At 74.4% G+C, this 23,632-nt stretch carries 23 protein-coding genes; 12 read left to right on the forward strand and 11 right to left on the reverse strand.

The annotated features are described in order from the left end of the window. Window positions 1–87: 87 nt before the first annotated feature. Together katG and ACFV46_RS29615 are read right to left on the reverse strand one after the other, a co-directional pair. Window positions 88–2,304 (reverse strand): catalase/peroxidase HPI, encoded by a 2,217-nt coding sequence (gene katG / locus ACFV46_RS29610; protein WP_376727796.1) that lies wholly within the window; start codon window positions 2,302–2,304, stop codon window positions 88–90. 24 nt (window positions 2,305–2,328) lie between these two features. Further along, a complete protein-coding gene (locus ACFV46_RS29615) occupies window positions 2,329–2,778 on the reverse strand; it encodes a Fur family transcriptional regulator (RefSeq protein WP_361935357.1) in 450 nt (149 codons plus the stop codon). 211 nt (window positions 2,779–2,989) lie between these two features. Between ACFV46_RS29615 and ACFV46_RS29620 the strand changes: the two genes are divergently transcribed. Then, entirely contained in the window at window positions 2,990–4,363 is a 1,374-nt protein-coding gene (locus ACFV46_RS29620; protein WP_385500490.1) for an alpha-lytic protease prodomain-containing protein, read from the forward strand. 63 nt (window positions 4,364–4,426) lie between these two features. Here ACFV46_RS29620 and ACFV46_RS29625 read toward each other — a convergent pair whose 3' ends face one another. The 5 genes from ACFV46_RS29625 to ACFV46_RS29645 are packed head-to-tail and all read right to left on the reverse strand — an operon-like array spanning window position 4,427 to window position 8,303. Further along, window positions 4,427–5,503 carry a serine hydrolase domain-containing protein gene (locus ACFV46_RS29625; RefSeq protein WP_385500492.1) on the reverse strand — a complete coding sequence of 359 codons (1,077 nt, stop codon included), beginning with the start codon at window positions 5,501–5,503 and terminating at the stop codon, window positions 4,427–4,429. Next, window positions 5,500–6,420 carry a DUF6895 family protein gene (locus ACFV46_RS29630; protein WP_385500494.1) on the reverse strand — a complete coding sequence of 307 codons (921 nt, stop codon included), beginning with the start codon at window positions 6,418–6,420 and terminating at the stop codon, window positions 5,500–5,502. The genes ACFV46_RS29625 and ACFV46_RS29630 overlap by 4 nt, the downstream gene beginning before the upstream one ends. Further along, the gene (locus tag ACFV46_RS29635; RefSeq protein WP_385500496.1) at window positions 6,417–7,382 is read right to left on the reverse strand and encodes a DUF6895 family protein; all 966 of its coding nucleotides are present in this window, start codon (window positions 7,380–7,382) and stop codon (window positions 6,417–6,419) included. Before ACFV46_RS29635 ends, ACFV46_RS29630 begins: the two co-directional genes overlap by 4 nt. After that, window positions 7,379–8,086 carry a hypothetical protein gene (locus tag ACFV46_RS29640; RefSeq protein ID WP_385500497.1) on the reverse strand — a complete coding sequence of 236 codons (708 nt, stop codon included), beginning with the start codon at window positions 8,084–8,086 and terminating at the stop codon, window positions 7,379–7,381. Before ACFV46_RS29640 ends, ACFV46_RS29635 begins: the two co-directional genes overlap by 4 nt. Before the next feature lie 31 nt (window positions 8,087–8,117). Beyond that, entirely contained in the window at window positions 8,118–8,303 is a 186-nt protein-coding gene (locus ACFV46_RS29645) for a hypothetical protein (RefSeq protein ID WP_361935404.1), read from the reverse strand. Window positions 8,304–8,603: 300 nt separating this feature from the next. On the opposite strand from ACFV46_RS29645, the gene ACFV46_RS29650 reads away from it, so the two are divergent. The 4 genes from ACFV46_RS29650 to ACFV46_RS29665 all read left to right on the forward strand — a co-directional run bounded on the left by ACFV46_RS29650 (window position 8,604) and on the right by ACFV46_RS29665 (window position 12,122). Next, window positions 8,604–9,077: a carboxymuconolactone decarboxylase family protein gene (locus ACFV46_RS29650; RefSeq protein ID WP_361935341.1), complete on the forward strand. Its 474-nt coding sequence runs from the start codon at window positions 8,604–8,606 to the stop codon at window positions 9,075–9,077. A 79-nt stretch (window positions 9,078–9,156) separates the two neighbouring features. Further along, on the forward strand, window positions 9,157–10,083 hold the full coding sequence (locus tag ACFV46_RS29655; RefSeq protein ID WP_361935339.1) for an RNA polymerase sigma-70 factor: 927 nt from the start codon (window positions 9,157–9,159) through the stop codon (window positions 10,081–10,083). A 125-nt stretch (window positions 10,084–10,208) separates the two neighbouring features. Next, window positions 10,209–11,633 carry an amidase gene (locus ACFV46_RS29660; protein WP_361935337.1) on the forward strand — a complete coding sequence of 475 codons (1,425 nt, stop codon included), beginning with the start codon at window positions 10,209–10,211 and terminating at the stop codon, window positions 11,631–11,633. Window positions 11,634–11,675: 42 nt separating this feature from the next. Further along, on the forward strand, window positions 11,676–12,122 hold the full coding sequence (locus ACFV46_RS29665) for a type II toxin-antitoxin system PemK/MazF family toxin (RefSeq protein ID WP_361935334.1): 447 nt from the start codon (window positions 11,676–11,678) through the stop codon (window positions 12,120–12,122). Here ACFV46_RS29665 and ACFV46_RS29670 read toward each other — a convergent pair. Further along, window positions 12,107–12,946, reverse strand: coding sequence for a TIGR02452 family protein (locus ACFV46_RS29670; RefSeq protein ID WP_385500499.1), 840 nt, complete (start codon window positions 12,944–12,946; stop codon window positions 12,107–12,109). The genes ACFV46_RS29665 and ACFV46_RS29670 overlap by 16 nt on opposite strands. A 312-nt stretch (window positions 12,947–13,258) precedes the next feature. On the opposite strand from ACFV46_RS29670, the gene egtA reads away from it, so the two are divergent. From egtA to ACFV46_RS29695, 5 genes are all read left to right on the forward strand, one after another. After that, window positions 13,259–14,590 carry an ergothioneine biosynthesis glutamate--cysteine ligase EgtA gene (gene egtA, locus ACFV46_RS29675; protein ID WP_361935331.1) on the forward strand — a complete coding sequence of 444 codons (1,332 nt, stop codon included), beginning with the start codon at window positions 13,259–13,261 and terminating at the stop codon, window positions 14,588–14,590. After that, window positions 14,587–15,906 (forward strand): ergothioneine biosynthesis protein EgtB, encoded by a 1,320-nt coding sequence (egtB, locus tag ACFV46_RS29680; RefSeq protein WP_376727805.1) that lies wholly within the window; start codon window positions 14,587–14,589, stop codon window positions 15,904–15,906. The genes egtA and egtB overlap by 4 nt, the downstream gene beginning before the upstream one ends. Further along, entirely contained in the window at window positions 15,906–16,697 is a 792-nt protein-coding gene (gene egtC / locus ACFV46_RS29685) for an ergothioneine biosynthesis protein EgtC (protein ID WP_361935325.1), read from the forward strand. The genes egtB and egtC overlap by 1 nt, the downstream gene beginning before the upstream one ends. Beyond that, window positions 16,694–17,656: an L-histidine N(alpha)-methyltransferase gene (gene egtD, locus ACFV46_RS29690; protein ID WP_385500500.1), complete on the forward strand. Its 963-nt coding sequence runs from the start codon at window positions 16,694–16,696 to the stop codon at window positions 17,654–17,656. Before egtC ends, egtD begins: the two co-directional genes overlap by 4 nt. 66 nt (window positions 17,657–17,722) lie before the next feature. Then, window positions 17,723–17,938, forward strand: a complete 216-nt coding sequence (locus tag ACFV46_RS29695; protein WP_151787197.1) for a dodecin — start codon at window positions 17,723–17,725, stop codon at window positions 17,936–17,938. 12 nt (window positions 17,939–17,950) lie between these two features. Here ACFV46_RS29695 and ACFV46_RS29700 read toward each other — a convergent pair whose 3' ends face one another. Beyond that, on the reverse strand, window positions 17,951–18,442 hold the full coding sequence (locus tag ACFV46_RS29700) for a hypothetical protein (protein WP_385500502.1): 492 nt from the start codon (window positions 18,440–18,442) through the stop codon (window positions 17,951–17,953). 78 nt (window positions 18,443–18,520) lie between these two features. On the opposite strand from ACFV46_RS29700, the gene ACFV46_RS29705 reads away from it, so the two are divergent. Continuing rightward, complete coding sequence (locus ACFV46_RS29705; protein ID WP_385500504.1) at window positions 18,521–19,519, forward strand: LLM class flavin-dependent oxidoreductase; 999 nt, start codon at window positions 18,521–18,523, stop codon at window positions 19,517–19,519. A gap of 75 nt (window positions 19,520–19,594) precedes the next feature. Beyond that, window positions 19,595–21,928: an ATP-binding cassette domain-containing protein gene (locus ACFV46_RS29710; RefSeq protein WP_385500506.1), complete on the forward strand. Its 2,334-nt coding sequence runs from the start codon at window positions 19,595–19,597 to the stop codon at window positions 21,926–21,928. Here ACFV46_RS29710 and ACFV46_RS29715 read toward each other — a convergent pair. After that, window positions 21,918–22,826 (reverse strand): lysophospholipid acyltransferase family protein, encoded by a 909-nt coding sequence (locus ACFV46_RS29715; RefSeq protein WP_385500507.1) that lies wholly within the window; start codon window positions 22,824–22,826, stop codon window positions 21,918–21,920. The two genes, ACFV46_RS29710 and ACFV46_RS29715, sit on opposite strands and share 11 nt — an antisense overlap. Beyond that, window positions 22,823–23,593 (reverse strand): GNAT family N-acetyltransferase, encoded by a 771-nt coding sequence (locus tag ACFV46_RS29720; RefSeq protein WP_385500508.1) that lies wholly within the window; start codon window positions 23,591–23,593, stop codon window positions 22,823–22,825. The genes ACFV46_RS29715 and ACFV46_RS29720 overlap by 4 nt, the downstream gene beginning before the upstream one ends. Window positions 23,594–23,632: the final 39 nt, after the last annotated feature.

The raw sequence follows: 23,632 nt of genomic DNA on the forward strand, positions 1-23,632 counted from the left end.
GTGGGCCCCCCCACTGGGGCGGCCACATCCGACACGCCGGGGGGGCCGCGGGGGCGCCCCGCACGTCTCGCGGGAGTGATCGGACGATCAGACCAGGTCGTACCGGTCGAGGTTCATGACCTTGACCCAGGCGTCGACGAAGTCCTTCACGAACTTCTCCTTGGCGTCGTCGCTGGCGTAGACCTCCGCGAGCGCGCGCAGCTCGGAGTTGGAGCCGAAGACCAGGTCGGCGCGGCTGCCGGCCCACTTCAGCTCACCGGTGGCGGCGTCCCGGCCCTCGAACGTGGTCTGGTCCGAGGACGTCGACTTCCACTCGGTGCCCATGTCGAGCAGGTTGACGAAGAAGTCGTTGGTCAGGGCGCCGGGGGTGTCGGTGAAGACGCCGAGCTGCGACTGCTGGTGGTTGGCACCCAGCACCCGCAGACCGCCGACCAGGACGGTCATCTCGGGGGCGCTCAGCGTGAGCAGGTTGGCGCGGTCCAGCAGCAGGTACTCGGCGGGCAGGCGGTTGCCCTTGCCGAGGTAGTTGCGGAACCCGTCGGCCGACGGCTCCAGCGCGGCGAACGACTCGACGTCGGTGTGCTCCTCCGTCGCGTCGACGCGGCCCGCCGTGAACGGCACCTGGACGTCGAACCCGCCGTCCTTGGCGGCCTTCTCCACGGCCGCGGAACCGCCGAGGACGATCAGGTCGGCGAGGGAGACCTTCTTGGCGCCGGTGTTGAACTCGCTCTGGATGCCCTCCAGGACCCGCAGGACCTGCGCGAGCTGGTCGGGGTCGTTGACCTCCCAGCCGCGCTGCGGCTCGAGGCGGATGCGGGCGCCGTTGGCACCGCCGCGCTTGTCGCTGCCGCGGAACGTCGAGGCCGACGCCCAGGCGGTGCCGACGAGCTGCGAGACGGTCAGGCCGGACTCGAGGATCTTGGCCTTGAGGACCTCGACGTCGCCCGCGTCGATGGGCTCGCCCTCGGCCTCCGGCAGCGGGTCCTGCCACAGCAGCGTCTCGGCGGGGACCTCGGGGCCGAGGTACAGGGACTTCGGGCCCAGGTCGCGGTGGGTCAGCTTGTACCAGGCGCGGGCGAAGGCGTCCGCGAACTCCTGCGGGTTCTCGTGGAAGCGCTTCGAGATCGGGCCGTAGATCGGGTCGAAGCGCAGCGCCAGGTCGGTGGTGAGCATCGTGGGCAGACGCTTCTTCGACGGGTCGTGGGCGTCGGGGATGATCGCCTCGGCGTCCTTGGCCACCCACTGCTTGGCGCCGGCCGGGGACTCGGTGAGCTCCCACTCGAAGCCGAAGAGGATGTCGAAGAAGTCGTTGGTCCACTGGGTCGGCTTGGTGGTCCAGGTGACCTCCAGGCCGGACGTGATCGCGTCGCCGCCCTTGCCGGTGCCGTGCGTGGACTTCCAGCCGAGGCCCTGCTGCTCCATGGCGGCGGCCTCGGGGTCGTTGCCGACGGCGTCGGCCGGGCCGGCGCCGTGGGTCTTGCCGAAGGTGTGGCCACCGGCGATGAGGGCGACGGTCTCCTCGTCGTTCATCGCCATGCGGCGGAACGTCTCACGGATGTCGCGGGCCGCGGCGATCGGGTCCGGGTTGCCGTTGGGGCCCTCGGGGTTGACGTAGATGAGGCCCATCTGGACGGCGCCGAGCGGGTTCTCCAGCTCGCGGTCGCCGCTGTAGCGCTTGTCGTCGAGCCAGGTGGTCTCGGGGCCCCAGTAGACGTCCTCGTCGGCCTCCCAGACGTCGGCGCGGCCGCCGCCGAAGCCGAAGGTCTCGAAGCCCATGGTCTCCAGGGCGACGTTACCGGTGAGGATCATGAGGTCGGCCCAGGAGATGGACTGGCCGTACTTCTTCTTGACGGGCCACAGCAGCCGGCGGGCCTTGTCCAGGTTGCCGTTGTCCGGCCAGCTGTTCAGGGGGGCGAAGCGCTGCTGGCCGCGGCCGGCGCCGCCGCGGCCGTCGCTGATGCGGTAGGTGCCGGCGCTGTGCCAGGCCATACGGACCATCAGCGGGCCGTAGTTGCCGAAGTCGGCGGGCCACCAGTCCTGCGAGTTCGTCAGGACCTCGGCGATGTCACGCTTCACGGCGTCGAGGTCGAGGGCCTCGAACGCCGCGCGGTAGTCGAACTCCGCGCCGAGCGGGTTGGCGACGACCGGGTCCTTGGCGAGGATCTTCAGGTTGAGCCGTTCTGGCCACCACTGGCGGTTTCCGCCGCCCTGGGTCGGGTGGGGGGCGCGATCGTGCGCGACGGGGCAGCCGCCTGTGCCCTCCGCCTTCGCGTCGGTGACGATCGCATCGGAGTTCTCAGCCATGGGAAACCTTCCGGACTAGGTGAATCACAGTGCGCGGGGCGCACCGGTGGGGGTGGAGCAGTCGGGGCACAGGCCCCAGTAGATGACCTCGGCCTCGTCGATGGCGAAGCCGTGGTCGTCGGCGGCGGTCAGACAGGGCGCCTCGCCGACCCCGCAGTCGACGTCGGCGACGACACCGCACGAGCGGCAGACGACGTGGTGGTGGTTGTCACCGACGCGGCCCTCGAACCGGGCGGGGCTGCCCGCCGGTTCGATACGACGTATGAGTCCCGCCGCGGTGAGGGCGTGAAGCCCTTCGTACACGGCCTGGAGGGAGACATGACCGACGCGATCGCGCACCCCGGAGGCGATGGCCTCGACGCCGAGGTGGTCACCGGCGCGGACGGCTTCCAGCAGCGCGACACGCGCGGCGGTCACCCGCAGGCCGGCGCCACGGAGCTCCTCGGCGGGGGTCGGAGTCGGGGCTGCGGTCATGGCGACAACCTATCGCGCTAAACACGAACGACTCAAGAAAACGAACGATGAAAGTCTGGGGGCCCGCAGGAGGTGCGGTCACTGGTGCACATGACTCCCGACGCGCCCCTCCATAGCGCTAAAAACCATCTTTTCTGACATTTACTGATCACTTCTCGTCAAGGCCTCCCTTGGTCGCAGACCCAAGCGAACTCGATGGAGGTACTCACGCATGCTCGGCAGACCCACGGACGGCCGCCGCGCCGCCCTGACCGCTCTCGGCGTCCTCGCCGTCACCGCGATGACCACGGCCGCGGCGGCCGCTCCGCCTCCCGCGCCGCTGCCCGCGTCCACCGCCGCCCAGACGGTCGGCGCCGACCGGCCCCCGGCCCAGGTGCTGCGGGCCCTGGAGCGGGATCTGAAGCTGACGTCCGCCCAGGCGGCCGAGCGCCTGGTCAACGAGGCCGAGGCCGGGGTGCGCGCGGGCCGGCTGCGCCTCTCCCTCGGGCAGCGCTTCGCCGGCGCCTGGCTGACCGGGTCGACCGCCGCCGAGCTGACCGTGGCGACGACGCACTCCTCGGACGTGTCGGCCATCGAGGCGCAGGGCGCCAAGGCGGCCGTCGTGCAGCGGCCGCTCGCCGACCTCCAGGCCGTCAAGCAGAAGCTGGACAAGGCCGCCGCGCGCGCCGCGACCAAGGACGCCACGGTCTGGTTCGTGGACCTGCCGTCGAACCGGGTCGTCGTGCAGGCGGCCCGGCGCACGGCCGCCACCTCGTTCATCAAGGCCGCCGGCGCCCAGGACGCCGGCGTCGCCGTCGTCGTGTCGGCCGAGCGGCCCCGGCCACTGGCGGACATCGTGGGCGGCGAGGCGTACTACATCGAGAACTCCGCCCGCTGCTCCATCGGGTTCTCCGTCACCAAGGGCGAGCAGCACGGCTTCGTCTCCGCCGGCCACTGCGGCCAGCCGGGGAACAGGACCACGGGCGCCGACCAGTCCGCGCAGGGCGAGTTCCAGGCCTCCACGTTCCCCGGCAAGGACATGTCGTGGGTGGCCGCGAACAGCGACTGGACCGCCACCGCCGACGTCAAGGGCGAGGGAGGGCAGCGGACCCAGGTGACCGGCTCCGTGCAGGCGCTCGTCGGGGCGTCGATCTGCCGCTCCGGCTCCACCACCGGCTGGCACTGCGGGACCATCCAGCAGCACGACACGAGCGTGCGCTACTCCGAGGGCACGGTCGACGGGGTCACCAGGACCACGGTCTGCGCCGAACCCGGGGACTCCGGGGGCTCCTACCTGTCCGGGTCGCAGGCCCAGGGCGTGACCTCGGGCGGCTCGGGCGACTGCACGAGCGGCGGCACCACCTACTACCAGCCGGTCAACCCCATCCTGAGCGACTTCGGCCTGGTCCTGAAGACGGCGACCGCGCAGAAGGGCACGCAGGCCACGCAGGACGAGCCGGCGAACGACCAGTGGGCGGCGGGCCGTGTCTACGAGGCCGGCAGCACGGTGACCGTCGCCGGTGTGCGCTACCAGTGCCTCCAGAGCCACCAGGCGCAGACCCGGTGGGCGCCGGACGGCACACCCGCCCTCTGGCAGCGGGTGTAGCGGAACGCACGTCGGCCGGTGCGGGGCTGGGCCCCGCACCGGCCGCGGTGCGTCGGTCCTCCGTCAGTCCTCCGCGAGCAGCGCGTACGCCGTGGGCACGAACGGGTCGCGGGCCCGGTAGCGGCGGGTGCACACCGCGACCAGCGCCGTCCCGCTGTCCGGACGGAACCCGAGGAAGGCCTGCTGGCCCAGGGTGGCCCCGCTGTGGAAGTACATCGGGCCGCCGTCGGTGGGGTGCCGGAACCACGCCACGGTGTGCTCGTGGACGTGTCCCCGGCCGCGCCGCAGCACCGGGGTGCGCACCGCGCGCAGCGCGCCGGCCGCCGGGGAACCGGCCGGGTCGAGGTGCGCCTCCAGGAAGGTGAGCAGGTCGTGTGGGGTGGCCCGGACGGCACCGGCCGCGTCGAAGCCGCCGGCGTCGAAGGGGAGGGTGGGGGTGCGGCCGTCCTTGGCGTGCCCGGCCGCGTCGGTCGTCGGGTCCTGCGGACGCGTCGAGGTGCCGTTCAGGCCGAGCGGGCGCAGCACTTGTCCGGCGAGCAGTTCCTCCCACGGCGTGCCGGTCACGGCGGCCAGCGCGTGCCCGAGCACGGCGACGCCGAAGTTGGAGTAGTGCCAGCGGGTGCCGGGCCGGTGCCGGGGGCGGTGGCGCAGGAAGGCGTCGACGACCCGTTCGGCGGGGTAGCGGCCGTAGGGGTTGGTGCGCCAGGCGGGCAGCGCGCTGCGGTGGAAGCCGGGCGGCAGGGCGGGCAGTCCCCCGGTGTGCGTGACGAGGTGGGCGAGGGTCACGGGGTCGGCGCCGGCCGGGCGGCCCGGTCGCAGACAGGCCGCGGCGGGTTCGCCCCCGGTCAGCAGGCCACTGTCGACGAGCCGCGCGAACAGCAGTCCGGTGAACGCCTTGGAGGCCGAGCCGATCTCGTAGCGCAGGTCCTGCCGGGGCACCGCCGGGGACACAGCGGTGCCCCCGCAGTGGAGGGTGCGGCGGCCGTCGCGGGACACCGCGAAGACGACGTCGGGGGCGTCCACGGCGTCGACGGCCCGCACCAGCCGTTCGGTCAGGCCGTCGTGGTCCCCGCGAGGGGCGGCGGCCCGCCGGACGGTGTCCTCGGCCGCGCCCGGCCAGGGCGCCGCGGGGGCGCTCATGCGGTGGCGTGGGTGAGGGCGGTCAGGGCGCGGGAGGTGGCCAGCACCGAGGCGAACGCGGCCACCAGCGTCGGGTGGTACACGAGGTCGAACACCTCGTCCGGGTCGCCCTCGGGCATGGACCGCACGGCCGGCATGGCGCCGTCGGCCTGCTGCGCGGCGGCGAAGCCCGCCCAGGCCCGCTCGTCCAGGGTGGGGCGGGGCAGGCAGGTGTCGACGACGAGGAGTTCGCCGAGCAGGTCCCAGCGCTCCAGGTCCAGCCAGTCGTCGATCCAGACGGGCAGCCAGGTGGTGAGGTAGTCGGCGATGTGCGGCGGCAGCCCTTCGGGGCGCGCCCCCCACTCGGTCAGATGGAACACGGTGTGGGTGACGTCGTAGGCGATGTGGCCGCTGACGGTCCACGGTTCGGGGGTGTGGCCCAGCCAGGTGGCGCCCGCGAGGTCCGCCTCGGGGGTGCGCGGGGCGAGGCCGAAGCGGCGCTGGAACGCGGCCAGTCCGAGCCGCCGGTTCGGGTCCACCTCGAGCGCCGACCAGCTGTCCAGCCGGTGGTAGAGGCGCACCGCGCGCTCCACCTCGGGCTCGGTGTACCCGAGTTCCTTGTACGGCAGGTACACCTCGAAGGGGATGGGCGACAGCGGTTCGACGCGCTGGCCGCGGGCCAGCATGCGGCCGCCGTCCAGGGTCTCGCGCCAGGAGTGGTCGAGGAGCCGGCGGGCCAGGTCGGCCTGCCGGGACCCGGCCACGCCCTCCCGGAACAGGACCCGGCAGATCAGGGCGAGTTCGCCGACGGGTTTGAAGCGGTCGAGGAAGCCGATCTCGGGGTCGGCGTCGGGTTCGAGGCGGAAGCCGTCGCGGTGGGCCCACAGCCACTCCAGGGCGCGGACGCCGACGGTGTGCATGAGACGGGTGTCGGTCATCCGGGCACTCCTTGTCCCCTGTACCGGTGGTGTCCGCCGGTGCCGGCGGCGGCCCCGGCGGTCAGGCGGGTGAGGCACTGCGCGGTGGCGAAGGCGGCCATGAGCGTGGAGTGGTAGCAGTGCAGGAAGTCCGGCTCCCGGCCGTCGCCGTACTCCTGCTGCGGGAGGGCGCCCGAGGCGCGCTGGGCGTCGGCGATCAGGGGCCAGGCGTCCCGTAGGACGCCGGGGTCGGGCGGGTCCGGCAGACTCGCCGCGACGACGAGCAGTTCGCAGCTCAGGTCCCACATCCCGGCGTCGAGGCAGGTGTCGAGCCAGGCGGGCAGCCAGTGGACGAGGTAGGCGGACAGGTCCGCGGGGACGGCGTCGGGGGCGCGGCCCCAGTCGGTGAGGTGGAAGACGACGTGGGTGAGCGCGTACCCGGCGGACCGCTCGAACGTCCACGGTTCCGGGAGGCCGCCCAGCCAGGTGTGCCGCAGGACCCGCTCGGCGTCCTCGGGCCGGTGGATGCCGGCGCGCCGCTCGGCCTTGAGCACGCCGAGCCGGCGGGTCGGGTCCTGTTCCGTCAGGCGCCAGCCGCGGGTGCGGGCCGTGGTGGCGGCGGCCGTCTCGTAGCCGGGGTGCCGCAACCCGGCGGAGGCGAAGACGGAGTAGATCTCCAGGGGGTACGTGGCGAACGGCTCCAGGCGCTGGAGGCGCAGGAACAGCTCCCCCTGGCCGGTCTGGCGCCAGGCGAACCGCAGCAGGCCGGCGGCGGCCTCGTGCAGCGGGTCGCCGGCCGGGGTGCCCGCGCACACGCTCGCGCAGGTCTGGGCCAGTTCCCCGAGGGGTTTCCAGGTGGCGTCGACCTGGCCGTCGACGGCGAGCGCGCCCTCCCCGAGGGCGAACTCGTCGCGGTGGGCGGTCAGCCAGGCGAGCGCCGCGGCGCCCACCTCCCGGATCCGCGCGACGTCCGTCGCCGTCATACGAGTGCTCCGGCCGCCCGCATGACCCGCGCGGCCTGCACCTGGAGCGCGACCCGGGGATCGGTGCCGCCCATCAGCTCCACGAAGTCCAGGCCCGCCTCCAGCCCGAGCGTGTCCGGCACGCCGTCGACGAGGGTGAGCCAGCGTCCCGCTCCCGCCGCCTGCTGCCAGTCCCGGCGGCGAACCGCCCGGACGAAGCCGCGGGCCAGGTCCACGGGCCTGCCGCGGGCCACCCGGGCCACCGCGCTGTCCTCCCCGGGCACGGCCAGGGCGGCCAGGACGGCGAGTTGATGGGTCAGCGCCTGCCAGGTGGCCGTCTCCAGCCAGGCGGTCCCGGGTTCGCCGGCGTCGGTGCCGGGTGGTGCGGGCGAGGGGGAGCCGAGGCGCGTGAGGGTGCGGCGCATCGCCCAGTGGCTCCAGTGGACGGTCGGGCCGGCGTCGGGGCGGGGCGGGTACGCCTCGGCCGTGCGGCGGAAGGCGGCGAGCGCCTCGGGGTCGGGCGGGGCGGGGAAGAGGACGTGCGGGAGGAGCAGATCCGCTCCCAGTACCCGCACGGCCGCGAGGGTGAGACTGCCCTCGACGTCGTCCATGGCGGAGGTGCCGGACATGCGCACATGGTCCCCGCCCCGGAGGGCGGAGACCACGTCGGACGCAAGGTCCTGCACCGCGCCCTGCAAGAGGGCCGAAGTGCCTGACTGCTCCATTCAGCGTGCTCCTGTCGGGTTCGCCGGTCCTCTAGCCCTTCTTCGGGCGCGGGGTCGGCGGGGACAGCAGCAGCTGGCTGTCTGCGGAGAGCAGCGCCAGGGCGGCGCACTCCCGGCTGTCACGGAACACTCCGTCGGGCTCGGCGGGGTCGAGTGCCGCGTCGAGGTCCGTGCGGACGCCGGTCGTGTCCTTGGTCGCCTTGTCCATGGAAGGCATATCACCATCTCCTCTGGGGTCAGCCATAGCCTCCACAACCCAGATGACCACATCACCTCAGAAGGCGCATCTTTTCTCACAAGTGCACATACGTCACATGTTCAACATCAGGGATCACGGCGCGTGGGGGCGGCGGCTCGCTCGCCGAAGTAACCAGCCCCTGCCCGGTGTTGAGCGCGACGGACGGTGAAGTGACGGCCCTGGCAGCCGTGGTGACGCAGGCCACACGGCCCGCATGTCACATCCGGCGGGCCGGATCGGTCAGTGAGGTGCATCCCCTCTTACTTCTGGGAGTTCACCGTGGAACCGCGTCTCGACTTCTTCGGCAGCCCGCTGGCGGGCAAGGTGCTCAAGCACGTCAACTCCGCAGGAAAGGCGATCTCGGACTCGTCTCTGCCCGGCACCGTCCAGGAGCTGGTGAAGATCCGCGCCAGCCAGATCAACGGCTGCGGCTTCTGCACCGACATGCACACCAAGGACGCCGCGCACGCCGGCGAGACCGCCCAGCGCCTCCACCTGGTCGCGGCCTGGCGGGAGGCCACCGTCTTCACCGAGGCCGAGCGCGCCGCGCTCGAACTGGCGGAGCAGGGCACCCGGATCGCCGACGCGTCCGGCGGGGTCACCGACGAGGCGTGGGAGCGGGCCGCCAAGCACTTCGACGAGGAGCAACTCGTGGCGCTGATCTCGCTGATCGCCCTCATCAACGCCTACAACCGCGTCAACGTCGTCAACCGGCAGCCCGCCGGGGACTACCGTCCGGGCATGTTCGGCTGACCTGCGCCGGTGTCCGTCCGCCGGGGCGCCCCGGCGGACGGACACCTAGCATGGTGAGTGGTCCGGCACGGGAGGCACGATGGGCGACGGGGACGACCGGGAATCCCTCGACCGCGCCAGGGTGGACGGGGACTCGCTCGAGCACGCGATGAAGGAATTCGTCGCGGCGCGCCCCCAGCTCTTCGGCATCGCCTACCGCATGCTCGGCAGCGTGGCGGACGCCGAGGACATCCTCCAGGAGACCTGGCTGCGGTGGCAGCGCACCGACCGCTCGGCCGTCCGGGAACCCGCCGCGTTCCTGACGACCGTCACCACCCGCCTGGCCGTCAACTCCACCCAGTCCGCCCGCAGACGGCGGGAGACGTACGTGGGGCCGTGGCTCCCGGAGCCGGTCGACACCCGTGCCGATCCGCAGCTGGGCGCGGAGCGGGCCGAGGCCGTCGACCTGGCCGTCCTGCTGCTCCTGGAGCGGCTCAACCCGCTGGAGCGCGCCGCCTATGTGCTGCGGGAGGCCTTCGACTACCCGTACGGGCGGATCGCGGAGATCCTGGAGACGAGCGAGCCGAACACCCGTCAGCTGGTGAGCCGCGCCCGCAAGCACCTGAAGGCGGCGCGCCGGGAGCCGGTGAGCGACGGCGCGCACCGCCGTCTGCTGGAGACGTTCCTCGAGGCGGCGCGCACCGGCGCGCTGTCGGCGCTGGAGGACCTCCTCGCCGAGGACGTCGTCAGCTACGCGGACGGCGGCGGGATGCGCGGGGCGTCCCGGATCCCGGTCGCCGGGCGGGAGCGGGTGGCCCGGTACCTCGTGGCCTTCGCCCCGCGGTTCTGGCCGGACGCCCAGGTGCGCTGGGTGGAGGCCAACGGCAGGCCCGCGGTGCTCGTGCGGCGCGGTGACCATCCGGTGGCGCTGCTGTGCGCGGACGTCTCGGACCGCGGCATCGAACGGCTGATGTGGGTCATGAATCCGGCCAAGCTGGCCCCGTATGTGGCCGCGGTCGCGGGCTGACGGCCCGTCCGCGCGGGCGGCGGTGCGGCTTCCAGGTGCTGGGAGCCACACCGGGCGAAAACGTTTCGCCCCGGCCCGCCGGAGGTTACCGTTCGGTAGACATCGTCGTCCCGGAGGTGCCCCGTATGACGCCCGACCGTGCCGCAGGTCTCGTGGAGTCCGCCCGCGCGCTGGCCGACGGGGAGGTGACCTCGCGGGCTCTGGTCACCGAGGCGCTGGCGCGCATCGAGGCCACGCAGGGGTCGCTGAACGCGTTCCGTGTGGTCCGGGCCGAGGCCGCCCTCGCGGAGGCCCGGGCGGCGGACGAGCGGCTGGCCTCCGGCGAGCGGCTGCCGCTGCTCGGTGTGCCGATCGCGGTCAAGGACGACATGGACGTGGCGGGCGAGCCCACCGCGTTCGGCTGCCGCGGCGAGTTCCCGCCGGCCGCCGCGGACGGGGAGGCGGTACGGCGGCTGCGCGCGGCCGGGGCGGTGATCGTCGGCAAGACCAACACCTGCGAGCTGGGACAGTGGCCGTTCACGGAGGGGCCCGCCTTCGGCGCCACCCGCAACCCCTGGGACCCGGACCACACGCCGGGCGGCTCCTCCGGCGGGTCGGCCGCGGCGGTGGCGGCGGGTCTGGTGCCGGCGGCCCTGGGCTCGGACGGCGCGGGCTCGGTCCGCATCCCGGCCTCCTGGACGCATCTGATCGGCATCAAGCCCCAGCGGGGGCGCATCTCCACCTGGCCGCGCGGCGAGTCCTTCAAGGGCATCACCGTCAACGGCACCCTCGCCCGCACGGTCGCCGACGCGGCGCTGCTGCTGGACGCGGCCGCCGGCAACCACCCGCGCGACCCGCACCGCCCGCCCGCCGTCCACGCCTCGGGCGCCGTCGGCCGGGACCCGGGCCGGCTGCGGATCGCGCTCTCCCTCAAGCCGCCGTTCACCGCGGTGCCCGCCCGGCTCCAGCCCGAGGTGCGGGTCAAGGTCGTCGAACTCGCCGCACGGCTCGCCGCGTTGGGCCATGACGTGGAGGAGGCCGACCCGCCGTACGGCCGGATCGGGCTGACGTTCGTGCCGCGCGCCACGGCCGGGATCGCCGAGTGGGCGGCCGACGTGCCCTCCCCCGCGCTCCTGGACCCGCGCACCCGCGGCGCCGTCCGGCTGGGCCGGCTGCTCGGCGGGCCCCCGCTGCGGGCGGCCCGGCGCGCGGAGGCGGTCCTGCACCGCCGGATCGGCCGGTTCTACGAGACCTACGACGTCGTCCTCGCGCCGACGACCGCCGCTCCCCCGCCCCGGATCGGCGCGCTGGCCGGGCTCGGCGGCTTCGCCACCGACCGGGCGATGATCGCCGCCTGCCCGTACGCGTGGCCGTGGAACGTGCTGGGCTGGCCCGGTGTCAACGTCCCCGCCGGCTTCGTGGGCTCCCTGCCTGTCGGCGGCCAGCTGCTCGGCCCGGCCCACAGCGAGCCGCTGCTCATCTCCCTCGCCGCGCAGCTGGAGTCGGAGCTGCGCTGGCACGAACTGTGGCCCCCGCAGCAGGGCGAGACGGCACCGGTCGCGGCCGGCTGACCCTGTGGAGGCGCATCGCACGACACCCCCTAGGGTGCCTGCGTGAACACGTACACCGAAGAGAACGTCCCGGGCCGGCACGGCCGTTCCGCCACCACCGAGGCCGACCCGCGCGCCGTCGGCACGGTGCGCACCGAGTACTCGCCCGCGCACGACGGCGACCCGGATCCCGGGGAGATCGTCTGGACCTGGGTGCCCTTCGAGGAGAACGACGGCCGGGGCAAGGACCGCCCGGTGCTCGTGGTGGCGCGGGAGGCCGCCGGGACGTTCCTCGCGGTGCAGCTGTCCAGCAAGCGGCACGACGGCGACCGTGAGTGGGTGGCCATCGGCAGCGGCCCCTGGGACCGCACCGGCCGGGACTCCTGGGTGGGCGTCGACCGGGTGCTGCGCCTGCACGAGGACGGGATGCGCCGGGAGGCGTGCGCGCTGGACCGGGGCCGCTTCGACCTGGTCCGGCGCCGGCTGCACGAGCGCTACGGCTGGACCTGACCCGCCTGGGCCCGCCCCGGCGGGAAGGCCCGGGCGAACGCCGCTCGGGTCGCGCCGTCCGGGGTGCGGTCGAGGACGCCGAAGACCACGCGCTCGAACGCGGAGCCGAACCGTCCGCCCGGTCCCAGCAGGCCCCGGAACGCCTCCGCGACCCGCGCCGGGTCGTTCTGGAAGACGCCGCAGCCCCAGGCACCGAGCACCAGCCGCCGGTAGCCGTGCGCGGCGGCGACCTCCAGCACCCGCTCGGCGCGGAGGGCGAGCGTGCGGGGCAGCTCGCCGGCGCGCTCCGGGACCGTACGCCGTACGACGCCCGCGTTGGGCGCGGCGGCGGTCAGGAAGCCCGCCGTGTACGGCTCGGCGAGCAGCCGGCCCCGGTCGTCGCGGAAGACGGGCACGCCCGGCGCGTGGATGACACGGTCCGTGTAGAACGGGTCGCGCCGGGCGCGGTGGTGGTCGTAGAAGCCTGGCGCCGCCCGCAGGCAGGCGTAGAGGGCCGAGGCGCGGCACAGGGCTTCCTCCTGGGCCTGCGCGCCGTTCAGGAAGCCGCCGCCGGGATTGCGGGCGGAGGCGAAGTTCAGCACGGCGGTGCCGGCGCCGAGGCGGCGGGCCGCCTCCAGGCTGCTCTCCCCGGTGACCTCGAACGACGTCGTCACCGGGGCCCTGTCCGGCACGGGGACGGGGTCGGGGCCGTACATCCGCGTGCCCTCGCGGGCCGCGCGGACGGCGGCGGCGATGGACACCTCGCGCCCGTCCGGCGCGCGGTAGGAGCCTGCCGCGACGATCTGCTCGGTCTCCTTGGCGATGCCGCGCAGGCGCGCGCTCATGGCGCCACCCCCGTGCGCGCCATGAACCCGCGACCGCGCGGGCCGCTCGTGCCCTCCCCCGTCGTGCTCACCTGAGCATCCTGGGCGATCCTGGTGCTGCGCCGCAACAGGAATTCCGGCGGCCCGCCGGGACCACGAAACAGCGGGAAAGCCCCAGGACAGGCCATCAAAAGGGAGATTACCGACCTCGAACATGCCGAGTACGCACTCTTGTGCGAGTCGTCGTGAACGTCTTGGGTGGGACGAGTGTGCCGCTCCGGCCCGCGAGATCCGGGGGCCGGTGGCATCGTGGACTCTCAGGAGGATCCCGATATGTCCGACTCGGTCAGTGACTGTACGGAGCGTTCCCGCTCCGTCGTCACCGAAGCCGAAGTGGAGGCCCTGGTCCGGGGCATCTGCTTCAAGACTGGCCCGCCCCGCACGCTCGGGGTGGAAGTGGAATGGATAGTGCAGGAGCTGCGCGACCCGCGGCTCCCCGTCACACCCGAACGACTCGAAGCGGCCTTCGCCGCAGTACGCTCCCTGCCTCTCAGGTCGGCGCTCACCGTGGAGCCCGGCGGGCAGCTGGAGCTCAGCTCGCCCCCCGCCGGCTCGCTCACCGAGTGCGTCGGCATCGTCTCCGCCGACCTCGCCGCCGTCCGCGCGGTGCTGGCCGGCCAGGGACTCGCCCTCGCGGGCCTCGGCACCGACCCCTGGCACCCCCCGCGCCGGTTCCTGCGCGAGCCGCGCTACGACGCCATGGAGACGGCCCTGGACCGCCGGGGCCCGGCGGGACGCGCCATGATGTGCACCTCCGCCTCCGTGCAGGTCTGCCTGGACGCCGGGTACGAGGAACCCGGCCCGCTGGGCCACGGCCGGCGCTGGTGGCTCGCCCACCAGCTCGGCGCGGTCCTCGTCGCCGCCTTCGCCAACTCGCCGCTGGCCGGCCGGGAACCCACCGGCTGGGTCTCCACCCGACAGCGGTTCTGGATGGACATCGGCCCGGGCCGCGCGGGCGCGCCCCCGCTGAACGGCGACCCGAGGGCCGGCTGGGCGCGGCACGTGCTGGACGCGCCCGTGATGTGCGTCCGCCGCGAGGACGGTCCGTGGGAGGTGCCCGAGGGCCTGTCCTTCCGTGAGTGGACCCGGTCGGGTGCGCCGCGGCCGCCCACCCGGGCGGACCTCGACTACCACCTGACGACCCTGTTCCCGCCGGTCAGGCCGCGTGGCCATCTGGAGCTGCGGATGATCGACGCGCAGCCCGGTGACGACGGCTGGATCGTCCCGCTGGCCGTGACCACCGCGCTCTTCGACGACCCGCAGGCGGCCGAGACCGCCTACCGGGCCGTGAAGCCGCTCGCCGAGCGGAGCCTGTCCCTGCCCGCGCCGCACAACCCGCTGTGGGCCGGTGCGGCCCGCTCGGGCCTGGCCGACCCCGAGCTCCACGAGGTGGCGGTCCTCTGCTTCACGGCGGCCCAGGAGGCCCTGCCGCGCCTCGGCGCGGACACCGCGGTCACGGACGCAGTGGCGGCCTACCACGACCGCTATGTCGCCCGGGGCCGCTGCCCCGCCGACGACCTGCTCGACGGGCACCGCGGCACGGACCGCCCGCACCCCCGGCCCCGCTCGCACGCGGGGACCCCGCACGGGAAGGACACCCCATGACCGACCCCGCCCTCGACGCCGAGACGCTCCGCGAGCGGGCCCTCACCACCCTGACCACGGCCCGTGCCCGTACGACCCTGCTGACCAGCTGCGTCGAAGAACCGGACCTGACCGCCCAGCACTCGCCGCTGATGTCCCCGCTGGTGTGGGACCTCGCCCACATCGGCAACCAGGAGGAGCAGTGGCTGCTCCGGGCGGTCGCCGGACGGGACGCGATGCGCCCCGAGATCGACGGCCTGTACGACGCCTTCGAGCACCCCCGGTCCGAGCGCCCCTCGCTGCCGCTGCTGCCTCCGGCCGAGGCCCGGGCGTACGCGTCCGAGGTGCGCGGCAGGGTCCTGGACCTGCTGGAGGGCACCGCGTTCCACGGGACGCGGCTGACCGAGGCCGGCTTCGCGTTCGGGATGATCGCGCAGCACGAACAGCAGCACGACGAGACGATGCTGATCACGCATCAGCTCCGCAGGGGCCCGCAGGCCCTGACCGCCCCCGACCCGGACCCGGCGCCCCCGTTCACCGGGCCGTCCGAAGTCCTGGTCCCCGGCGGCCCGTTCACGATGGGCACGTCCACCGAGCCGTGGGCTCTGGACAACGAACGCCCCGCGCACCGGCGCGAGGTGGCGTCCTTCCACATCGACACCACGCCCGTGACGAACGGCGCCTACCAGGCGTTCATCGACGACGGCGGCTACGACGACGAGCGCTGGTGGACGAAGGAGGGCTGGGCGCACATCCGGCAGCACGGCATCCACGCCCCGCTGTTCTGGCACCGGGACGGCCGGCAGTGGCTGCGGCGGCGCTTCGGCGTCACCGAGGCCGTACCGCCCGACGAGCCGGTGCTGCACGTGTGCTGGTACGAGGCCGACGCCTACGCCCGCTGGGCCGGACGGCGGCTGCCCACCGAGGCGGAGTGGGAGAAGGCCGCCCGGCACGACCCGGTGTCCGGCCGCTCGACGCGCTATCCGTGGGGCGACGCCGACCCGGCCCCCCGGCACGCCAACCTGGGCCAGCGCCATCTGCGGCCCGCCCCGGCGGGCAGCTACCCGGAGGGCGAGTCGCCGCTGGGCGTACGGCAGTTGATCGGTGACGTGTGGGAGTGGACGGCGAGCGACTTCCTGCCGTACCCCGGCTTCCAGGCGTTCCCGTACAAGGAGTACTCGGAGGTGTTCTTCGGGCCGGAGTACAAGGTGCTGCGGGGCGGGTCCTTCGCCGTGGACCCGGTGGCCTGCCGGGGCACGTTCCGCAACTGGGACTACCCGATCCGCCGGCAGATCTTCTCCGGGTTCCGCACCGCGCGTTCCGCCGAGGGCGCCTGATGTGCCGTCACCTCGCCTACGTGGGCCCCGGGGAGCCGCTCGGCCGGCTCCTCGTGGAGCCCCCGCACGGCCTGTACCGGCAGGCATGGGCGCCACGGCACCAGCGGTACGGGACCGTCAACGCCGACGGCTTCGGCGTCGGCTGGTACGCCGACGAGGACCCGGTGCCGGCGCGGTACCGGCGCGCCGGACCGATGTGGGCCGACCCCTCGTTCGCGGACCTCGCCCGGGTGGTGCGCAGCACCGCGCTGCTCGCCGCCGTGCGGGACGCGACCGTGCCGGGCGCCGACCAGGAGGCCGCGGCGGCCCCGTTCGCCGCCGGGGCGTGGCTGTTCAGCCACAACGGGGCGGTGAAGGGCTGGCCCGGCTCGCTGGCGCCGCTGACACCGACCCTGCCCGCCGTGGACCTGCTGTCCATGGAGGCGCGCAACGACTCCGCGTTCGTGTGGGCCCTGGTGCTCGCACGGCTGCGCGCCGGCGACGAACAGGGGCAGGCGCTGGCCGACACGGTCCTGGAGGTCGCCGAGGCGGCCCCCGGCTCCCGGCTCAACCTGCTCCTCACCGACGGCACCACCATCACCGCGACCACCTGGGGCGACACCCTCTGGTACCTGCGCCGCACCGGCGGCGGCACCGTCGTGGCCTCCGAGCCCTACGACGACGACCCGCACTGGCAGAAGGTCCCCGACCACACCCTGCTCGCCGCGAGCAGCGCCGACGTCCTGCTCACCCCGCTCAAGGAACCGAGCGGCGCCCTGGCCTACGCACCACGCAAGGAGCCCAGCACGTGAGTCCGTTCCGCATCACCCGCACCCTCCCCGAGGACGCCACCTCGGCCGCGCTGCGCGCCGACGTCCTCGCGGGCCTGACCAGCACACCGAAGACGCTTCCGCCGAAGTGGTTCTACGACGCCCAGGGCAGCGAACTGTTCGAGAAGATCACCGAGTTGCCCGAGTACTACCCGACGCGCGCGGAGCGGGAGATCCTCACCGGCCGGGCCGGCGAGATCGCCGCCGCCACCGGCGCCCGCACCCTCGTCGAGCTGGGCTCCGGCTCCTCCGAGAAGACCCGCTACCTGATCGAGGCCCTGACCGGGCTGCACACGTACGTCCCCGTCGACGTCAGCGAGAGCGCCCTCACCCAGGCCGGGCGGGCGCTCGTCGAGGAGCGGCCGGGTCTGGAGGTGCACGCCCTGATCGCCGACTTCACGGCCGGCCTGGACCTGCCGGACACGCCGGGCCCCCGGCTGGTGGCGTTCCTCGGCGGCACCATCGGCAATCTGCTGCCGCCGGAGCGCGCGGTGTTCCTCGCCTCGGTGCGGGCCCTGCTCTCCCCCGGTGACGCGCTGCTGCTCGGCACGGACCTGGTGAAGGACGAACGGGTCCTGGTCGCCGCCTACGACGACACGGCCGGGGTGACGGCCGCCTTCAACAAGAACGTCCTCGCCGTGATCGACCGGGAGCTGGGCGCCGACTTCGACCCCGGCGCCTTCGACCACGTGGCGGTGTGGGACGCCCGCGAGGAGTGGATCGAGATGCGGCTGCGCTCCCGGACCGCGCAGAGCGTGAAGGTGCCCGCGCTGGACCTCGCCGTGGACTTCGCGGCGGGCGAGGAGATGCGCACCGAGGTGTCGGCGAAGTTCCGCCGGGACGGGGTGCGCGCGGAACTGTCGGCGGCCGGTCTGGAGCTGACGCACTGGTGGACGGACACCGAGGGCCGGTTCGCGCTCTCGCTGAGCACGGCGCACTGACGGACGGCTCGCGCGATGCCCCGCGGTGGGGCACGGTGGAGTGACGCGTGTGAGAGGAGCACCCACATGTCGAACCACACCTACCGGGTCACGGACATCGTCGGCACCTCGCCCGACGGCGTGGACCAGGCCATCCGCAACGGCATCGCGCGGGCCTCGCAGACCCTGCGGAACCTGGACTGGTTCGAGGTGACCGATGTACGCGGCCAGCTCGACGGCGGTGACATCGCGCACTGGCAGGTGACCATGAAGGTCGGGTTCCGGCTGGAGGAGTCCGAGTAGGACCGCCTCGCCTCAGGTGCGTCCCTCGCGCTCCTGTGCCTCCTTCAGGGTGGCGGACGGTGCCGTCCAGCGCGCGAGCACCACCCTGAAGCCGGCCCTTCGGGCGTCCTCGCACACCAGCTCGTCGTCGTCGACCACGACCCGGATCTCCCGGGTGCGGGCGAGGCGGCGCAGCGTCTCCAGCTTGGTGCGCCGGGCGGGCCTGCGGTCGTCGTTGCGCCGCATGTGCAGGTCCCCGTCGGGCAGGCCGTGCGCGGCGAGCCAGGCGAGCGTGTCGCGCCGGCAGCGCGCGGGCCGGCCGGTCAGGTAGACGATGTCGCACTCCCGCGCGCTCTCGCGGGCCAGGGCGATCCCCTCCTCGAGCGGCGGGTCCTGGGGGGCGGCGGCGAAGAAGCCGTCCCAGTCACGCGGCTTGTGCTCCAGGAAGTGCTGGCGGTGCCCGGTGTCGGCGAGGGTGTTGTCCAGGTCGAACACGGCGAGCGGGCGTCGGCTGCTGTCGGTCACGTCCGCCAGGGTACGACCGGTCGTGCCGCCGGACCCGCCGGGCAGGAATCTCCCACGCCGCCCGGTGTTGAACCCTGTATGAGCTCCGTGATCGCCTCGACCCGCTTCTCCGTCCTCGACCGCTCCCGCACACGCGAGGGGTACACGGCCCCGGAGGCGCTGCGGGACACCGTGCGGCTGGCACGGGCGGCCGAGGAGCTCGGCTACCACCGCTTCTGGGTGTCGGAGCACCACGGGGTGCCCGGGGTCGCCGGGTCGGCGCCGACCGTGCTGGCGGCCGCCGTGGCCGGTGCGACCCGTACGATCCGGGTCGGCACGGGCGGGGTGATGCTGCCCAACCACCGGCCGCTGGTGGTGGCCGAGCAGTTCGGTGTGCTGGAGTCCCTGTTCCCGGGCCGGATCGACATGGGGCTGGGCCGCTCGGTCGGCTTCACCGGCGGGGTGCGCCGGGCGCTGGGCCGCGACAAGGAGGACGCGGAGGACTTCGCGGGCCAGCTGGAGGAGCTGCTGGGCTGGTTCCGCGGCACCTCGCCGACGGGGGTGCACGCCCGGCCCCCGGAGGGGCTGACGGTGCCGCCGTTCGTGCTGGCCATGGGCGAGGGCGCCGACATCGCGGCCCGCGCCGGGCTGCCCATGGTGATCGGGGACCTGCGCGACCGGGAGCGGATGCGGCGTGGCGTCGACCGGTACCGGGAGCGGTTCCGGCCGTCGGAGTGGGCGGCGGAGCCGTACGTCGTGATCTCCGGCACCGTCGCGGTGGCCGCCACGCCCGAGGAGGCCCGCCGGCTGCTCGTGCCGGAGGCCTGGTCGATGGCGTACTCCCGTACGCACGGCACCTTCCCGCCGCTGCCGCCCGCCGAGCGGGTGGAGGCGCTGGCCCTCACCGGCCGGGAGCGCGAGTTCTACGAGCGGGGGATGACCGGGCACGTCGTGGGCACCGAGGAGCAGGTCGCGCACGAGCTGGAGACGCTGCTGAAGGAGACGGGCGCCCAGGAGGTGCTGGTGACGACCAGCACGTACGACCGGGACGCCCTCGTGGACTCCTACCGGCGGCTGGCCGGGATCGTCCGCGCCTGACGCGGCGGGCGGCCCGTGCGCGGGTTGCCTAGGCTGAGGAGCCCTGTCCTCGCCGTCCTCCCGGAGCACCGCCCCATGCACTCCCCGCACGACCCCTTCGTCCGCGTCCGCGGCGCCCGCGAGCACAACCTCCAGGGGGTGGACGTCGACGTGCCGCGCGATGTGCTGGCCGTGTTCACCGGGGTGTCGGGCTCCGGGAAGTCGTCGCTGGCCTTCGGGACGATCTACGCCGAGGCGCAGCGCCGCTACTTCGAGTCGGTCGCCCCGTACGCCCGCCGGCTGATCCACCAGGTCGGCGCGCCGAAGGTCGCGGAGATCACCGGGCTGCCGCCCGCCGTCTCGCTCCAGCAGCGCCGCTCCGCGCCGACGTCGCGGTCCTCGGTCGGCACGGTCACCAATCTGTCCAACTCGCTGCGGATGCTGTACTCGCGGGCCGGCGACTACCCGCCGGGCGCGGAGCGGCTCGACTCGGACTCCTTCTCGCCGAACACCGCGGCCGGGGCGTGCCCGGAGTGCCACGGGCTGGGCCGGGTGCACCGCACGACCGAGGAGTCCCTGGTCCCCGACCCGTCGCTGTCGATCCGGGACGGCGCGATCGCCGCGTGGCCGGGGGCCTGGCAGGGCAAGAACCTGCGCGACATCCTCGACGCGCTGGGGTACGACGTCGACCGGCCGTGGCGGGAGCTGCCGGCCGAGCAGCGGCGGTGGATCCTGTTCACCGACGAGCAGCCCGTCGTCACGGTCCACCCGGTGCGCGACGCCGACCGTATCCAACGCCCGTACCAGGGCACGTACATGAGCGCCCGGCGGTACGTCATGAAGACGTTCGCCGACTCGCGCAGCGCGACGCTGCGGGCCCGGGCGGAGCGGTTCCTGACCGCCGCGCCCTGCCCGGTGTGCGGGGGCAGCAGGCTGCGGCCGGAGGCGCTGGCGGTGACGTTCGCGGGCCGGACGATCGCCGAGCTGGCCGCGCTGCCGCTCGTGGAGCTGGCGCAGACGCTGGACGGCGGCGCGTCGGAGACCGCGCGGGTGCTGACCGGGGACCTCAGGGCCCGGATCGAGCCCGTGGTCGAGTTGGGCCTCGGCTATCTGAGCCTGGACCGGGCCACGCCCACGCTGTCGGCGGGCGAGCTGCAACGCCTGCGGCTCGCCACGCAGTTGCGGTCCGGGCTGTTCGGTGTGGTGTACGTGCTCGACGAGCCGTCGGCGGGCCTGCACCCGGCGGACACGGAGGCGCTGCTGCGGGTGCTGGCCCGGCTGAAGGAGGCCGGGAACTCGGTGTTCGTGGTGGAGCACCACCTCGATGTGATGCGGGGCGCGGACTGGCTGGTGGACGTGGGGCCGCGGGCCGGGGAGCACGGCGGGCGGGTGCTGCACAGCGGGCCGGTGGCGGAGCTGGCGTCGGTCGCCGACTCGGCGACGGCCCGCTTCCTGTTCGGCGACGCCCCGGCCGCCCGGCGCCCGGTGCGGACGGCGCGCGGCCGGCTGACGGTCGGGCCGGTCACCCGGCACAATCTGCGCGGGGTGACCGCCGCGTTCCCGCTCGGGGTGTTCACGGCCGTCACCGGGGTGTCGGGGTCGGGCAAGTCCACGCTGATCGGGGAGATCACCGAGGAGCTGCCGGGCGTGGGGCGGCTCGTCTCGGTCGACCAGCGGCCGATCGGCCGTACCCCGCGTTCCAATCTCGCCACCTACACGGGGCTGTTCGACGTGGTGCGCAAGGTGTTCGCGGCGACCGACGAGGCCCGTGCGCGGGGGTACGGCGCCGGGCGGTTCTCCTTCAACGTGGCGGGCGGACGCTGCGAGACCTGTCAGGGCGAGGGGTTCGTCAGCGTGGAGCTGCTGTTCCTGCCGAGCACGTACGCGCCGTGCCCGGAGTGCGGTGGCGCCCGCTACAACGCGGAGACGCTCAAGGTGCGGTACCGGGGGCGCGATGTGGCCGAGGTGCTGGACCTGACGGTCGAGGCCGCCGCGGACTTCTTCGCGGACACCCCGGCCGTGGCGCGCAGTCTCGGCACGCTCCTCGACGTAGGTCTCGGCTATCTCCGGCTCGGGCAGCCCGCGACGGAGCTGTCCGGCGGCGAGGCCCAGCGCATCAAGCTGGCGAGCGAGCTGCAGCGGGGCCGACGCGGGCACACGCTGTACCTGCTGGACGAGCCGACCACCGGACTGCACCCGGCCGACGTCGAGGTGCTGATGCGTCAGCTGCACGGCCTGGTCGACGCCGGGAACACCGTGGTCGTCGTGGAGCACGACATGTCCGTCGTCGCGGGCGCCGACTGGGTGATCGACCTGGGTCCGGGCGGCGGCGACGCGGGCGGCCGGATCGTGGCCGCCGGTACGCCGGCCGAGGTGGCGGCGACGGCGGAGAGCGCCACGGCTCCGTATCTGGCGCGTGTCATGCCGTGACTTCCTCGGGGAGGCCGTCCTCTGCCAGGACCGCTTCCACGGCGGGGGCGGCGTCCCCCGGCGACCCCATCTCCGTCTCGGCCGCCCCGGCCAGCGCGCGGCGGTCGGTCGTCGGGCCGGGCACGAGGGGCGCCCGTACCTCGACCTCCGCGCTCAGGCCCCGGGCCCGGACCACCCGCCAGACCGAGCCGAGCAGCGTGTCGTCGCCGACGAAGGCCGGGAGGGTGGCCGGCGGGCCGCCGGCGCCCCGGTAGCGCAGGCGTACGGGCAGGACGGGGACGGCCGCGTCCAGGGCGGCCTGGAAGGCGGCCCGGCGGAAGGGGCCCCCGGCCCGACCGCACCAGGTGCTGCCCTCGGGGAAGACGGCGACCGCGTCGCCGGAGCGCAGCTCCCCGGCGATGCGGGCGACCGTGCCGGGCAGCGCGCGGATCCGGTCCCGGTCGATGAACAGGACGCCGCCGAGGGCGGCCAGCCGGCCGGCGACCGGCCAGGAGCGGATCTCCGACTTGGCGAGCATCCGTGCCGGGCGGACGGCTGCCAGCAGGGGGATGTCCAGCCAGGAGACGTGCCGGGCGACGATCAGCACGCCGGTGGGGGGTACGGCCCCGCCGTCGATCCGGACCCGGACGCCCGCGGCCCGGACCACCCCGCGGCACCAGCGGCGGACCGGGCCCGGTGGCAGGCGGATGCCCAGGGACGCGGTGACCAGACGCACGGTCAGTCCGGCGGCCAGCAGGACCAGCAGGGCTGTCAGCCGCAGGACGGCCCACGGGAGGGCCCGTGTCCGCGCGGCGCGCTCCACGCAGGTGCGCGGGGTGCAGGGGGCGCCGGGCCGCCAGAAGGTCCCGGCCCCGGCCGCGTGCGCGGCGGCGGCCGCTCCGCCCGTCGGGGCCGTCACGCCGGGACGAGGGAGAGGAAGTGCCGCAGATAGCGCGGGTCGATCCGGCGCATCGACAGCAGCACGTACAGGTCGGCGACCCCGAACTCGGGGTCGTGCGCGGGCTCGCCGCAGACCTGGGCGCCCAGGCGCAGGTATCCGCGCAGCAGGGCGGGGAGTTCGACGCGGCGGGCGGGCGCCGGGCCGGCCGGCCGCCAGGGCCGCAGCGGCCGTACGCGGTGCTCCTCGGGGGCGAGGTGCCGGGTGCGGACCCGGTCCCAGGTGGCGGCGGCGAGAGTGCCGCCGTCGGCGAGCGGGATCGAGCAGCAGCCCGCCAGCCACTCGTGGCCGCGGTCCACCATGTAGCGGGCGATGCCCGCCCAGATGAGGCCGATCACGGCGCCGTCGCGGTGGCCGGGGTGGACGCAGGAGCGGCCGACCTCGACCAGGTCCGGGCGGATCGCGTCGATCGCGGTGAGGTCGAACTCGGTCTCCGAGTAGAGCCGTCCGGCGACGGCGGCCCGCTCGGGCGGCAGGAGCCGGTAGGTTCCGACGACCTGCCCGGACGACTCCTCGTGGACGAGCAGGTGGTCGCAGTACGCGTCGAAGGCGTCGATGTCGAGCCCCGGCGACGGGGTGGACAGCGAGGCGCCCAGCTCACCCGCGAAGACGTCGTGCCGCAGCCGCTGGGCGGCGCGGACGTCCTCCTCGTCGCGGGCGAGCCGGACGGTGTAGCGGGTGGGTGCCGTGGGCTGCGGGGGGCGGGCGAGCGTGGAAGCGCCGGTCATGGCTCTCTCCTGGTCACGGGGCCGGTGCGGCGGGGCGGG

Origin of the sequence: Streptomyces sp. NPDC059852 (assembly GCF_042731455.1) — a bacterium.
GTDB lineage: Bacteria > Actinomycetota > Actinomycetes > Streptomycetales > Streptomycetaceae > Streptomyces.

What these genes read in the sequence shown, in the direction of transcription:
- katG (WP_376727796.1), bottom strand. Translation starts at nt 2,304, where the DNA reads ATGGCTGAGAACTCCGATGCGATCGTCACCGACGCGAAGGCGGAGGGC.
- ACFV46_RS29615 (WP_361935357.1), bottom strand. Translation starts at nt 2,778, where the DNA reads ATGACCGCAGCCCCGACTCCGACCCCCGCCGAGGAGCTCCGTGGCGCC.
- ACFV46_RS29620 (WP_385500490.1), top strand. Translation starts at nt 2,990, where the DNA reads ATGCTCGGCAGACCCACGGACGGCCGCCGCGCCGCCCTGACCGCTCTC.
- ACFV46_RS29625 (WP_385500492.1), bottom strand. Translation starts at nt 5,503, where the DNA reads ATGAGCGCCCCCGCGGCGCCCTGGCCGGGCGCGGCCGAGGACACCGTC.
- ACFV46_RS29630 (WP_385500494.1), bottom strand. Translation starts at nt 6,420, where the DNA reads ATGACCGACACCCGTCTCATGCACACCGTCGGCGTCCGCGCCCTGGAG.
- ACFV46_RS29635 (WP_385500496.1), bottom strand. Translation starts at nt 7,382, where the DNA reads ATGACGGCGACGGACGTCGCGCGGATCCGGGAGGTGGGCGCCGCGGCG.
- ACFV46_RS29640 (WP_385500497.1), bottom strand. Translation starts at nt 8,086, where the DNA reads ATGGAGCAGTCAGGCACTTCGGCCCTCTTGCAGGGCGCGGTGCAGGAC.
- ACFV46_RS29645 (WP_361935404.1), bottom strand. Translation starts at nt 8,303, where the DNA reads ATGCCTTCCATGGACAAGGCGACCAAGGACACGACCGGCGTCCGCACG.
- ACFV46_RS29655 (WP_361935339.1), top strand. Translation starts at nt 9,157, where the DNA reads ATGGGCGACGGGGACGACCGGGAATCCCTCGACCGCGCCAGGGTGGAC.
- ACFV46_RS29660 (WP_361935337.1), top strand. Translation starts at nt 10,209, where the DNA reads ATGACGCCCGACCGTGCCGCAGGTCTCGTGGAGTCCGCCCGCGCGCTG.
- ACFV46_RS29670 (WP_385500499.1), bottom strand. Translation starts at nt 12,946, where the DNA reads ATGAGCGCGCGCCTGCGCGGCATCGCCAAGGAGACCGAGCAGATCGTC.
- egtA (WP_361935331.1), top strand. Translation starts at nt 13,259, where the DNA reads ATGTCCGACTCGGTCAGTGACTGTACGGAGCGTTCCCGCTCCGTCGTC.
- egtB (WP_376727805.1), top strand. Translation starts at nt 14,587, where the DNA reads ATGACCGACCCCGCCCTCGACGCCGAGACGCTCCGCGAGCGGGCCCTC.
- egtC (WP_361935325.1), top strand. Translation starts at nt 15,906, where the DNA reads ATGTGCCGTCACCTCGCCTACGTGGGCCCCGGGGAGCCGCTCGGCCGG.
- ACFV46_RS29695 (WP_151787197.1), top strand. Translation starts at nt 17,723, where the DNA reads ATGTCGAACCACACCTACCGGGTCACGGACATCGTCGGCACCTCGCCC.
- ACFV46_RS29705 (WP_385500504.1), top strand. Translation starts at nt 18,521, where the DNA reads ATGAGCTCCGTGATCGCCTCGACCCGCTTCTCCGTCCTCGACCGCTCC.
- ACFV46_RS29710 (WP_385500506.1), top strand. Translation starts at nt 19,595, where the DNA reads ATGCACTCCCCGCACGACCCCTTCGTCCGCGTCCGCGGCGCCCGCGAG.
- ACFV46_RS29720 (WP_385500508.1), bottom strand. Translation starts at nt 23,593, where the DNA reads ATGACCGGCGCTTCCACGCTCGCCCGCCCCCCGCAGCCCACGGCACCC.